Consider the following 12,987-nt stretch of genomic DNA (forward strand, 5'->3'; position numbering starts at 1 on the left):
TGAAGTGCAATAGCATAGCAGATTTATTTGGCTTTTCGTATGCTCTGCTGAATCCTAAGCCATTTTTTTCATTTTCTAAACCTCTGCTAAACAGCACCTCGCCTTTTGCTGAACTGTTAGACCAATAGCTAACTTCTTTCTTGCGCCACCACTCTTACAATAAGCAGGAGAAATTAATTGAAAAGGGAACTTTTCAACTATTCAATAGACGCTTGAGTGTGAATGAAAACAATGAATAGATGCACCTCGAAAATCCTATTTCTGCATGGGCTGGATTCCTCACGTGAATCGAGTAAGTTTCATGCCATCTGCGCAGATAAAAAATACTGTATTACCGTGGATTATCGCAATCTGAACTACCAGACGGTGGCCAGTTTCTATAACGATATTATTGTTAAAATCCAGCCTGAAATTATTGTCGGACATAGCCTCGGCGGCTATTGGGCCTTAAAGATGTCGGCGCTGCATGGTATTCCCTGCGTCATTGCCAACCCGAGTTTACAACCCGACTTCCGACCGGACTATCCGCAGATTTCCGAACAGGAACTGAACCATGATATTCCACAGCTGGCCTATCTGGAACTCGGCGATGAACAGCTGGACATGCACTGGGTACAAACCCAGCTGGAAAATTACATGCCAATTCATGCTTTTAAAGGCGGTCATCATCGACTGGTGTGTCCTGAAAATATCAATCCTTTAATCTGGCAACTGGAACAGCAATCACTGCACAAATAAAAAAGCCTTGCACTCGGCAAGGCTTTCTATGTTTTACAGGGTAGTGCTCAGACTTAAGCCACTGCTTCCACCGGCTTAGAGCGTTCATCCAGTACCGACCAGATGTTCAGACCTAAATCTGCGTGTAAATCTGGTAAATCCAGGAAAATGCTCGCACCCAGAATTTCATGCTGACATTTTTCCGCCAGTTGTTTCACTGCTTTTAAGGTACCGCCAGTCGCTAATACATCATCCACAATAATAACTTTCTGACCGGTGACATCTGCCGCCATTTCCAGACGGTCCAGACCGTATTCCAGGCTATAACCCACACCCACTACCGGTGGTGGTAATTTACCGGCTTTACGCACCAGCAATAAGCCCTTGCCAGTACGCTGTGCCAACAGGCTGGCCAGCACAAAACCACGTGCTTCTACCGCAATAAAGCTATCTACTTCAGCCAGTTTTTCTGCAGGAATACTTTCAATTAAAGCATCTGTCAACGGACCAATATTTTTCATGAATAAAGGGGTCAAGTCATAAAAACAAATACCGGCTTTAGGAAAGTTTTGGACAGTACGAATGTGAGACCACAACGTTGTAGACAGCTTGCTCATAAGGAGATCGGAGAGAGATTAAAAAGAATAGGTGAATTTTACAGCGTCTTGACCACGAAGACCAGCCAAAGTCCGCCCTTCAGGTTTAAATAAAACCCGATTAAAATTAGTAAATCATTGTTTTTATTATTGGTATTTTTATACTAAATAACCAATATAGATTATCCTAATTATAGAATAGCCTATTTAAGCAAAAATAGCTGTCCGACTTTAGTCGAAATTTAGGTGATCTCTCATATATTTTGAAAAGATTTGCGCTGGTTTTTAGTGTGCATATTGTCCGACACTATGCAATGTTTGAGATTTTAAAGATAAATTTTGTCCTTCTTAGCCATTCAGCTTTAGAAATGAAGCATTAGACTCCGATATTTACTTTACTTTAACCTCATAACTGCGTAAAAATTTAAGCGAATATGAAGTGTTAAAATCATATCAACTGAGTCATGCTGGTTAGGGAATTTTTTGCCGGTCAGGTTTATTGAAGATCGGCTTTTGGAGAGTCAAATGAAAAAGTATCAATGCATCGTTTGTGGATGGATTTATGACGAGGCAGAAGGCTGGCCGCAAGATGGCATCGTCGCGGGCACCAAATGGGAAGATATTCCAGATGACTGGACCTGCCCGGACTGTGGCGTATCTAAAGTCGATTTTGAAATGGTCGAAATCTAAGTACGCCTCGAAGACCATAACTGCATGGTCTTTTTTTATGTCTTGAAACTTATGCTCAACCTTTTATGGAGAAAATAATGCATCCGATTGTCATCATTGGTTCTGGTATGGCTGGCTATACAGTCGCCCGTGAATTTCGCAAACTGAACCCTGAACAGGAACTGGTCATGATTTGCGCAGATGATGCAATCAACTATGCAAAACCTACCCTCTCCAATGCCCTGGCCGGCAAAAAAGCACCCGAACAGATTGCGCTGGGGGATGCAGCGAAAATGGCCGCGCAGCTGAATATGCGCATTGAAGCGCATACCTGGGTTAAAGCCATTGATGCCGAGCAGCATCTGCTGACTTTAGAGAAAGATGACGTCGAAAGCCAGCAAGCCTATGCCAAACTGGTTCTGGCAGTCGGTGCCAACCCGATTCGTCTGGCCATTTCTGGTGATGGCAGTGATGATATTCACGTGGTCAATAATTTAAATGACTATAAAGCCTTCCGTGAACAGCTGGCAGCGCGTCAGGACAAACGTGTGGTGATTTTAGGCGCGGGCCTGATTGGCTGTGAATTTGCCAATGACCTGCAAAACACCGAGCATCAAGTCACGGTGATTGATCTGGCACCTCAACCGCTGGGCCGTTTATTGCCTGAATTTATTGCCACTGCATTTAAACAGAACCTGGAAGAAACTGGGATTCATTTTGTCTTGGGCACCACGGTCGATAAAGTATCGAAACTGGATAAGGGTGATTATCTGGTGACACTGGCCGATGGCCGTAGCCTGAGCGCTGATGTGGTACTGTCCGCCGTCGGTTTACAGCCGAATATTACTTTAGCCAAAGAAGCTGGCATTCATACCAGTCGCGGCGTGCTCACCAATGGCTTACTAGAAACCAACCTGGCTGATATTTATGCAGTGGGCGACTGCGCTGAAGTCAACGGGATTTTATTACCGTATGTCATGCCAATCATGCAGCAGGCACGTGCCCTGGCCAAAACCTTAAATGGTGAAACCACACAAGTGCACTACCCGGCTATGCCGGTTGCAGTGAAAACCCCGGCGGCACCATTAACGGTGTTACCTGCCCCGGTAGATGTGGAAGTGACCTGGCAAAATGAAGAACTGGACGATGGCATGATTGCCAAAGCCTTTGACAGCACTGCCACCTTACGCGGCTTTGTGCTGCTCGGGCCAACAGCCGGCAAACAGCGCCTGGCTTTAAGTAAACTTGTTCCTGACTTGATTCCAGCGGCAGTTTAGCGCTTTAATCCATCAGGGGTGCGCGCTCACCTTGAAGAAAGGAATATAAGAATGAATAGTTTGCGGTTAAATGTTTCACCTTACAGCAGTTTTATGCACGAAACCAAAGTCGACTTGGGCAATGGCATTGAATTGCATGTCGAAATGGGCGGCGAAATTGGCAATCCGACCATTTTACTGGTCATGGGACTGGGTGCACAGCTGCTGTATTGGCCAGACTTTTTCTGCAAGTCACTCATTGACCAAGGCTTTCGGGTCATCCGTTTTGATAACCGCGATATTGGCCTGTCCTCTAAAGTACGCCATCAGGGCGAGCGCCTGAATACCCTAAAACTGATGGGCCGTTTTGCCTTGGGTTTAGAAAATCAGGGGGCGCCTTATAACCTGTATGATATGGCCGATGATGTGGCCCTGCTGATTGATAAACTGGAGCTGGAACAGGTTGATGTGATTGGCGCTTCAATGGGCGGCATGATTGCACAGATTCTGGCGGCCCGCTATCCGGACAAGGTCAGAAAACTGGCACTATTGTTTACCAGCAACAACCAGCCTTTCCTACCGCCTCCTTTCCCGAAACAGCTGTTCAGCCTAGTGGGCAAGCCGGCATCCAATGATGAAGAAGGCATTATTAACCACAGCCTGAAACTGTTTAAAGTGATTGGTTCGCCAGGTTATCTGAATGAAATGGAAGCGGTACAGACCGCCCGTAAATTATATCAGCGAAGTTACCATCCAGCGGGTGTACTTCAGCAGTTTTTAGCAATATTATGTACAGGCTCATTGCGCAGTCTGGACAAGCAGATCCAACAGCCCACGCTGGTTGTTCATGGTTCTCGTGACCGCTTACTTCCACCTGCACATGGTAAGGCTGTTGCGAAAGCAATACCTGACGCTAAATTTGAATTAATTGAAGGAATGGGGCATGATATCCCTCCGCATTTCATTCCATATCTTAGCGAATTATTTGCTCATCACTTTAAATTATAAGCATTAGGACACTATGGCTGCATTACCATCCTTAAGACAGCTGTCATACCTCGTTACACTGTCTGAAACGTTGCATTTTACAGAAGCGGCGCGCCGTTCATTCGTGACTCAATCGACATTGTCGGGCGGAATCATGGAGTTAGAGCGCTTATTGGGTGGCGTATTGGTTGAACGCGATCGCCAGAATGTACGTTTGACTCCTCTCGGTGAACAAGTTGTAGCCCGAGCGCGTGTTCTATTGGCTGATGCGCAGGACTTGATGCGTCTAAGCCGTGAAATGAGCGAGCCCTTAACCGGCGACCTGCATTTAGGTGTAATTCCAACCATTGCACCGTTCATTTTGTCGCAGCTGTTAGATGAAGTGCATAAGCAACTGCCAAAAATCCAGTTACACCTGCATGAAGCACAAAGTGAAAAAATTGTAGAAAAACTGGAACACGGTAACCTGGATATGGTGTTACTGGCGCTACCGTTTGATACCCGCAGTCTGAAAGTTGCTGAAATTGCCAAAGAAAATCTGGTACTGGTCCACCATAAATCCGATGCACACTCGGCTCAGGCCAAATCTTTAGAAGATCTGGACCTGTCTCGCCTGATGCTGCTGGAAGAAGGCCACTGCTTGCGTGATCATGCCTTAAGTGCCTGCCCGATTGGCGAGCGTAAAAATGATCATCGTTTAAAAGCCAGCTCACTACCAACTCTGGTGGAAATGGTATCAGCCAACCTCGGCTTTACCTTACTGCCTGAAATTGCCATTCATACCAATATGATTCAGGCCAATTCAGAGCTGGTGGTGAAACAGATTGACGCGGCACCTACCCGTACCCTGGCCTTAGTAACGCGTAAGAGTACTCCGCTGCAAAGCGAATTTGATGTGTTATTGCAAATTCTACAAAAAATCTCGCACAGCTAAGTTCTTCAATACCCATAAAAATAAGGAGCATCAGCTCCTTATTTTTTTAGCGGATAAAAGCCTGACATTCTTTAAATGTCAGGCTTGCTTCGCTTACTGAATCATCTCGATCAGGGTGCGCTGTGCATTGGAAGCCGGCTCACCTTCTGCGGCCTGCGCACGAATCCAGGTACCATCTCCCTGCAGTAGCCACGCCTGCTGGTTATCTTGCAGATAAATTTGCAGACCTTGCTGATAAATACGTTTTTTCAGTGCCGGATCTTCAATCGGGAAGCAGGCTTCAACCCGGTTAAACAGGTTACGGTCCATCCAGTCAGCACTTGAACAGTAAATACGTGCATCACCATTATTGCTGAAGTAATACACGCGGGTATGTTCCAGGAATCGGCCGACAATGGAACGTACCCGGATATTTTCCGACAGCCCCGGCAAGCCCGGACGCAGGCAGCAAATCGAACGGATAATCAGGTCAATCTGCACGCCAGCCTGGGAAGCTTCATACAGTTTATTGATCAGCTGCATTTCGGTTAAGGCATTCACCTTCACAATAATTTGCGCTGGTTTGCCAGCTTTGGCATTGGCAATTTCATCATCAATAAAGTTGATCAGCTGGGTATGCAGGGTAAACGGCGCATGCAGCAGCTTTTTCAGCTTGGCCATTTTACCCATGCCGGTCAGTTCCTGGAAAATGCGGTGTACATCTTCACAGAGTTCCTTGTCTGTGGTCAGCAAGCCGTAGTCGGTATAAATCCGCGCATTACCGGCATGATAGTTACCGGTACCCAAATGCACATAACGCACCAGCTTGTTATTTTCACGGCGTACCACCAGAATCATTTTGGCATGGGTTTTATAACCGACAATGCCATAGACCACCACCGCGCCGGCTTCTTGCAGCACGTTGGCCACGGCAATATTGGATTCTTCATCAAAACGCGCACGCAGCTCAATGACCGCGGTCACTTCTTTACCATTACGCGCCGCTTCCGCTAAGACTTGTACGATTTCAGAATCGGCACCACTACGGTACAAAGTCTGTTTAATTGCCAGTACCTGCGGGTCACGCGCCGCTTCACGCAGCAGGTTAATCACCGGGGCAAAGGATTCAAACGGATGATGCAGCAAGATATCCTGCTTTTGCATGGCCGAAAAAATATTCTCGGACTTTTTCAACACTTTCGGAATCACTGGCGTATGTGAGTCATAACGTAAATGTGGACGTTTAAAGTTAGACAATAAACGCGCCAGATTCACCGGACCATCCACTTTATAGAGCTGATCTTCATGCAGATCGAACTCATTCAGCAGATATTCATAAATCGGTTGCGGACAGTTCTGGGTCACTTCCAGACGCACCGCGCGGCCAAAACGGCGGGAGTTCAGCTCGCCTTTCAGCGCTTTGGCCAGATCTTCGACATCTTCGTTTAAGGCCAAATCGGCATTACGGGTCACACGGAACTGATAACAGCCAGTCGCAGTCATGCCCGGGAACAGGTCCGATACATGCTCATGAATAATTGCAGACAGCATCACGTGATGTTCTTTACCACCGGTCAATTCATCTGGCAAACGCACCACACGTGGTAAAGAGCGCGGCGCTGGCACCACAGCCAGGTCAATCTGACGGCCGAAGGCATCTTTCCCTTCCAGCGTCACAATAAAGTTCAGGCTTTTATTGACCAGACGCGGGAATGGATGAGCCGGGTCCAGGCTGATTGGCGTTAAGACCGGTGCCACCTGTTCCTGAAAATATTTTTTCACCCAGGCCGATTGAGCCGGTGTCAGCTCACCACGGCGCAAGAAACAGATGTCTTCTTCACGCAGTTTAGGCAGAATTTCCTGGTTTAAAATACGGTATTGGCGCTCAATGGCAGCGTGGGCAGTTTGGGAAATCTGCTCCAGTACCTGTTTCGGAGTCAGACCATCCGGGCTACGGCTTTCATTGCCCAAATCCAGCTGCTCCATGACACCTGCAACACGAATTTCAAAAAACTCATCTAAGTTACGTGAAAAGATGAGTAAAAAGTTCATACGTTCCAGCAACGGATGCAAAGGATCGACTGCCTGCTCCAGCACGCGCAAATGGAAATCGAGGATAGAAAGCTCACGATTGATGTATCGATCATTATAGGTATAGTCTATTTGCGCAGGGGTCGCGCTCGCTGCCGTATTCATATGCACCCTATGACTTTTTCTCAAGTATTCACTATTCATAAGTATGCTTCAATTTTGTGACAATTTCATAAAAAAAGCCCACTGCTGTGGGCTTTTTTTCAATTTTACAACTCAAGGAATCTCGCTGTAACGCATGTATTTACGGATCATGCGTTTACGTGGTTCCAGACCACGACCGTAACGGTTGTCCTGATAATATTTCGGATTCGGTAAAATCGCGGCCAGAAAAATCGCTTCTTCACGGCTGAGGCTGCGTGAAGACTTGCCAAAATAATGCTGGGTCGCCGCCTCAATACCGTAAATATTGTCGCCAAACTCTACCGAGTTTAAATACACTTCCAGAATCCGCTGCTTGCTCCACATGCGTTCCATCATCCAGGTCGCAATGGCTTCCTGACCTTTACGCAAAAACGAACGCTGGTTAAATAAAAACAGGTTTTTCGCCAGCTGCTGGGAAATGGTCGAACCGCCAGCCACCACCTGACCCTGATCTTTATTACGTTCTAGTGCATGCTGAATACCTTCCCAGTCAAAGCCATGATGCTGCATAAACTTGCCATCTTCGGCAGCGACCACGGCTTTTTTCAGATATTCACTGATCTGGTCATAGTCACGCCATTCATGCCGGATAGGCTGGGAAGTATCTGACCAGTAGTCCAGGCGCATCATCATGGTACTTTGTACCGGCTGGGTTCGCCACCAGGCCAGACTCGAGAAAATCCACAACTGGATCAATAAAAACAGACTGACAAGAATTAATAAGGTACGGACAATAAAAGCTTTCATGTCAGCTTGGGGCTCCTGAGGCGTGAATTTTTCGTGTTAAGCTTATAACGAAATAAATCATCATTGTATAAAAATAGCATGTCTGAATATTCACCGCCGCTGATTCACCGTAAACCCGAAACGCATTTATGGTGGCTGACGGCCCTGTTGATTGCCCTCAATATTGGTGTATTTGCCTGGCAAATCCTGACCGGTGTCGATGCCAGCCAGCCCAGCACCCGAGATGCGATTCTCTGGGGCGCCGACTATGCTCCCCTGACCTTTCTCGAACAGCCGCAGCGTCTGTTCAGCAGCATGTTTTTCCATTTTGGCATGATTCACCTGATGCTGAATATGTGGGCCCTGTATATTTTTGGCAGCGTGGCCGAACAGCTTTTTGGCCGGCCGTATTTTTTAGGCCTGTATGTACTGGCCGGACTGATGGGCAGCCTGCTCAGTGGCTATTTACAGATTCAGGATTCCTTACAGATTCTCGCGCATGGCCTGACCAGCCCGGATTTACTGCCAAGTGTGAGCGCTGGTGCATCCGGTGCGGTGATGGGTTTGGGTGCTTCCCTGACGGTTTTATCATTATTGCCACGCCTGCCGAAACAGCGTTTTCTGCTGGATAAGAAAACCCTGTTACTGGTGATGGGCCTGAACCTGTTTATGGGCTTTATGATTAGCGGAATTAACAATGCCGCACATATTGGCGGCATGGTGATGGGTGCAGCCTTGGCAGCACTTTGGTACATCGGCCAGAAGCTGCACAAGTCAGCGCTGTTTTCACTGCTGGCGCTGACCGGCGCCGCCATCATCAGCTGGCTGTTTTATCAGTACTGTCTGCAACAGGTACAGATGCTTGCCCCGCTGTGGCAGGAAATTCTACAGATGATGCGCCAGCAATTGCAGCTGTAACGCATACCCCACCATTTTAATGCAGAGATGAAACTTATTGATTCATCTCTCGCAGGCTTTGCAAAGGCGGAATATCAGATAAATAACTAAGCCGATAACGGCCAATTAAAGCACACAATAAAGTCATTACAACCGGCAAGATTAGCCAGATTTCCCAGTGTGGCTGAATTGCCAGTTCCATCCGGTAACTGGCAATCGCACTAATCACCTCGGCAAACAGACAGGCCACCACTCCGGCAATTCCGCCAATCAGACCAATTTCCAGACTCATCATCCGTTTTAGTTTCTGCTTGGAACTACCAAAAGAACGCAGCAAGGCCACTTCACGTTTCCGCTCATCCATCAGCAGGTTTAAACAGGCAATCAGCACCAGAATCCCGGAGACCGCCACCAACACTGCCAGAATGGTAATAATCTGTACCAACACATTCACAATCCGTTTAATCTCTTCCAGAATCAGACTGACATCAATAAATACGGTATTGGAAAACTGCTGGATCAGCTGCACCAGTGCCGGCCGGTCCTGCTCTGGCACATAGAAACTGCCCAGATAGCTGCCGGCATTTTCATCCATGGTTTGCGGTGAAAAAATAAAGAAGAAATTCGGACTAAAGCTTTCCCATTCCACGCTGCGCAGATTAATGACTTTGGCCTGCAACAAGCCTTCTGGCAAACTAAAGGTCAGCGTATCGCCAATCTCAATGCCCAGTTCTTGCGCAGTATTGGCTTCAACCGAAACCTGCCCGACCTGACTAAACTGTTCCTGTCCGGCCACAATTAGGTTATCGGCCGGAAAGCGCTCGGCCTGGGTCAGGTTTAATTCACGTCGGAGCGAATTATTGTGCTGGATTAGCGCTTCTGCAAAGGGCTGATCATTTTTCGCCACCAGCCGCCCGCGCACATTTGGGTACAGCGGTGTACTGTGCCAGCCCTGCTGTTCAAGTTGCGCCTGAAACTCTGGCATATCAAACGGTGGTAAACCATAAACAAACTGGTTTGGCGTACCTTCCGGCAATTGCTGCTGCCAGCGATCTAGCAGATCGGTACGTAATACTGCCAGCACGGTAATCAGGCTAAGGCCCAGCGCCAGCGCGGTAATCTGAAACGCAGTCTGATACGGCGTGCGTACATAGGCCGAGATGCCGCTTTTTAAATTACGGATCAATTTCAGGAAGCTCCACACCACGGCATAGAGTACGCTACACAGCAGGATGATGGCGCCCATGACCCATAGCGTTAGTACGATATTTTCAGTCAGCACCACACTAAACAGCATCAGGCTGAGTGTGCCGGTCAGCAGCATCCACAACATCGACTGAACCGATTTTTCCTGCTGGCGAATCACCCGGATTGGTGGGGTATTGAGCAGCTGCCACAGACTTGGCAAAATAAAGCCCAGCAGTACCACGGCACTGGTCAGCATGGCAATCGGGAGTGGCCCCAGCAGCATCTCGACAGCGGAAAACTGCAATTGCAAATGCGGAATCAGCTGTAACATCAATTGCAACAGCCCATAGCCTAGCGTAATGCCGACCGCACTACCGAGCAGCATCGCCAGTAACAGCACCACCGCCAACAAGGTCAGATAAGCGCCCAGAATCTGCTTCTTGGTCGCGCCAATGCAACGCATTAAAGCAATATGATCCTGATTCTGCTGTACATAGCGCTGGCTGGTTAGGGCAATGGCAATGCCGCACAGTAAAATGGTGAGAATATTGGCCAGCTGTAAAAAGGTATCCAGATTGGCAATTGGACGCATCAAGCGGGTATTGCCTTCACTGGCATTGCGTAGGCGCAGCCCATCTGGTTCGCTAATATTCTGCCCATCGACTTCCTGAGTCTTAGGCAAGCTCTCCTGATACTGTTTAAAATCCTGCTCGAACTGGCGGGTATGCTGGGGTGTACCAGCCATCAGCAAGCGGTAATTAATCCGGCTGCCGACCTGAATGGCATTGGTACGCGCCACATCTTGCTGGGCAATGATCACCGTCGGTGAAAAACCGCTAAAGCCCAGTTCCTGATTGGAATCATGCTCGATGCTGGCCGTGACCTGAAAGGCGCCATCGGCAATATTTAAGGTATCGCCCACCTGAATTTTCAGCAGCTCCATCGCGCGCTGGCTAACCCAGACCTCGCCCGGTTGAATGGCAGCAGCAGGTTGGGGCGCAACCCGCAGCTCACCGCGTAACGGGAAGGCCTGATCAATGGCTTTGACATTCACCATCACAAATTCATCGCCGGTATGTGCCATCGAGCTAAACACCGTAACATGTGACTGCTTTAGCGCCAATTCATCGGCCGCCGCTTCCCAGCGCGGTGCAATCGGTTTATTGTCGGACAGCACCAGATCACCGGCCAGCATTTCTGCCGCCTGCAAAGCCACCGCATTTTGAATCTGCTCATTGCTGAATTTCAGCGCGGTTGTGGCACTAATTGCCAGAATTAGCGCAATCAGTAACAGATAAACGCCGGTACTTTTAAAACTTTGGGTCAGTAAAGGACGAAATAGCGGGTTCATCTCATCCTCCTGCCGGGTGTTCCAGCAGCTGTCCCTGACTGAGTTCAAAATGACGCTGACATTGCTGCGCCAGTTTCGGATCATGCGTCACCAGCACCAAGGTGGTCCCCAGTTCACGGTTCAGTTGAAATAACAGCTGTTCAATTTCTTTGGCGGTTTCTCCGTCTAAATTCCCGGTCGGTTCATCGGCAAAAATGATTTTAGGCTCACTGATTAAAGCCCGGGCAATCGCCACCCGTTGCTGCTCACCACCCGACAGGACTTTCGGGGTCTGCTCTGCCTGCCGTTCCAGTCCGACTTTTTTCAGTAGATTACGCGCCTTGTGTTCGGCCTCGGCAAATTTAAAATTCGGTTGCAAGCGTAGCGGCAGCATGACATTTTCCAGTGCGGTTAAATGCGGCAATAACTGGAACGACTGGAATACGAAACCAATATATTTCAGCCGCACCAGCGCACGCTGTTCTTCATTCAGCTCCTGAATTGATTCACCACAGACCGTTAACTGCCCGGCACTGGCCTGATCCAAGGTCGCCAGAATCCCCAATAAGGTTGATTTGCCTGAACCGGAACGGCCTGTAATTGCTACCTGTTCCCCGGCCCGGATCTCCAGATTTAAATTTTCAAAAATCGTCAGTGTTTTTTGTGCAAGTTGTATCTTTTGTGTCAATTGTTGGGCAGAAATAATGCTTTGTGGCATGATGGCGGTATCTGTAGTGAATTGAGTCATAGTATCCTTAAATGCACATTCGCAATTTCAAAATGAGTTGTTTTGCTTATTTCGCTGTGGCGGGGCTTGCCTTCATGCCCATGCTGGTGTCTGCCAAAACCATCATGATTCTGGGTGACAGCTTAAGTGCCGGTTACGGTTTGCAACCACAACAAGGCTGGGTCCATCTGTTACAAAAACGTTTAGAGCAACAGTATCCGAAACAGCATAAAGTGGTCAATGCAAGTGTGAGTGGCGAAACCACCAGCGGCGCGCTGGCACGTTTGCCCAAATTACTGCAAACGCATAAGCCGCATGTGGTGGTAATTGAACTGGGCGGTAATGATGGCTTGCGTGGTCAGCCACCGCAGCTGATTCAAAATAATCTGGCGCGGCTGATTCAGCACAGTCAACAGGCCAAAGCCAAGGTGATTGTATTTGGCATGAAAATGCCACCCAATTATGGCAGCGCCTACAGCAAGGCGTTTGAAAATAACTACAAAGTGGTGAGCCAACGTTATCAGGTCAAATTACTGCCCTTCTTCCTAGACGGTGTCGCCGGTAAAAATACCCTGATGCAAAAAGATCTGATCCATCCGACGGCTGCAGCCCAGCCCATTTTGCTGAAAAATGCCTATCCCTTCATTCAGGCAGCATTAAAATAAAGCCGATTCAACGCTGAGATGGTTTTCAAGATCCGGATTTCAGCCATAAAAAAAGCGGGACATCAATGCCCGCTTTTTGAT

At 48.1% G+C, this 12,987-nt stretch carries 12 protein-coding genes; 7 read left to right on the forward strand and 5 right to left on the reverse strand.

What is annotated here, in order from left to right:
- Positions 1 to 231: 231 nt before the first annotated feature.
- Positions 232 to 738 carry a YqiA/YcfP family alpha/beta fold hydrolase gene (locus tag GA693_RS07815; protein WP_168384305.1) on the forward strand — a complete coding sequence of 169 codons (507 nt, stop codon included), beginning with the start codon at positions 232 to 234 and terminating at the stop codon, positions 736 to 738.
- A 53-nt stretch (positions 739 to 791) separates the two neighbouring features.
- Here GA693_RS07815 and GA693_RS07820 read toward each other — a convergent pair whose 3' ends face one another.
- Positions 792 to 1,334: an adenine phosphoribosyltransferase gene (locus GA693_RS07820; RefSeq protein ID WP_005179368.1), complete on the reverse strand. Its 543-nt coding sequence runs from the start codon at positions 1,332 to 1,334 to the stop codon at positions 792 to 794.
- A gap of 504 nt (positions 1,335 to 1,838) precedes the next feature.
- Between GA693_RS07820 and rubA the strand changes: the two genes are divergently transcribed.
- The 4 genes from rubA (at position 1,839) to oxyR (ending at position 5,159) form a co-directional block, all read left to right on the forward strand.
- On the forward strand, positions 1,839 to 2,003 hold the full coding sequence (rubA, locus tag GA693_RS07825; RefSeq protein WP_005179369.1) for a rubredoxin RubA: 165 nt from the start codon (positions 1,839 to 1,841) through the stop codon (positions 2,001 to 2,003).
- Between the two features lie 77 nt (positions 2,004 to 2,080).
- Positions 2,081 to 3,259, forward strand: coding sequence for an NAD(P)/FAD-dependent oxidoreductase (locus tag GA693_RS07830; protein ID WP_160241114.1), 1,179 nt, complete (start codon positions 2,081 to 2,083; stop codon positions 3,257 to 3,259).
- A gap of 51 nt (positions 3,260 to 3,310) precedes the next feature.
- Positions 3,311 to 4,246 carry an alpha/beta fold hydrolase gene (locus GA693_RS07835; protein ID WP_045796061.1) on the forward strand — a complete coding sequence of 312 codons (936 nt, stop codon included), beginning with the start codon at positions 3,311 to 3,313 and terminating at the stop codon, positions 4,244 to 4,246.
- 13 nt (positions 4,247 to 4,259) lie between these two features.
- A complete protein-coding gene (gene oxyR, locus GA693_RS07840; protein ID WP_005179377.1) occupies positions 4,260 to 5,159 on the forward strand; it encodes a LysR family transcriptional regulator OxyR in 900 nt (299 codons plus the stop codon).
- Positions 5,160 to 5,252: 93 nt separating this feature from the next.
- Here oxyR and ppk1 read toward each other — a convergent pair whose 3' ends face one another.
- Positions 5,253 to 7,334: a polyphosphate kinase 1 gene (ppk1, locus tag GA693_RS07845; protein ID WP_005179379.1), complete on the reverse strand. Its 2,082-nt coding sequence runs from the start codon at positions 7,332 to 7,334 to the stop codon at positions 5,253 to 5,255.
- 111 nt (positions 7,335 to 7,445) lie between these two features.
- Positions 7,446 to 8,120, reverse strand: a complete 675-nt coding sequence (gene mtgA, locus GA693_RS07850) for a monofunctional biosynthetic peptidoglycan transglycosylase (protein WP_005179383.1) — start codon at positions 8,118 to 8,120, stop codon at positions 7,446 to 7,448.
- A gap of 78 nt (positions 8,121 to 8,198) precedes the next feature.
- Here mtgA and GA693_RS07855 point away from each other — a divergent pair, with 78 nt between their 5' ends.
- The gene (locus GA693_RS07855; protein ID WP_104513533.1) at positions 8,199 to 9,017 is read left to right on the forward strand and encodes a rhomboid family intramembrane serine protease; all 819 of its coding nucleotides are present in this window, start codon (positions 8,199 to 8,201) and stop codon (positions 9,015 to 9,017) included.
- Positions 9,018 to 9,051: 34 nt separating this feature from the next.
- On the opposite strand, the gene GA693_RS07860 is transcribed toward GA693_RS07855, so the two are convergent.
- Positions 9,052 to 11,535, reverse strand: a complete 2,484-nt coding sequence (locus tag GA693_RS07860; RefSeq protein WP_005179389.1) for an ABC transporter permease — start codon at positions 11,533 to 11,535, stop codon at positions 9,052 to 9,054.
- A 1-nt stretch (position 11,536) separates the two neighbouring features.
- On the reverse strand, positions 11,537 to 12,262 hold the full coding sequence (locus GA693_RS07865; RefSeq protein WP_005179393.1) for an ABC transporter ATP-binding protein: 726 nt from the start codon (positions 12,260 to 12,262) through the stop codon (positions 11,537 to 11,539).
- Positions 12,263 to 12,294: 32 nt separating this feature from the next.
- Here GA693_RS07865 and GA693_RS07870 point away from each other — a divergent pair, with 32 nt between their 5' ends.
- Positions 12,295 to 12,906, forward strand: a complete 612-nt coding sequence (locus GA693_RS07870; protein WP_005179403.1) for an arylesterase — start codon at positions 12,295 to 12,297, stop codon at positions 12,904 to 12,906.
- Positions 12,907 to 12,987: the final 81 nt, after the last annotated feature.

The sequence above is a fragment of the Acinetobacter indicus genome, from assembly GCF_009914475.1.
Taxonomy (GTDB): Bacteria; Pseudomonadota; Gammaproteobacteria; order Pseudomonadales; family Moraxellaceae; genus Acinetobacter; species Acinetobacter indicus.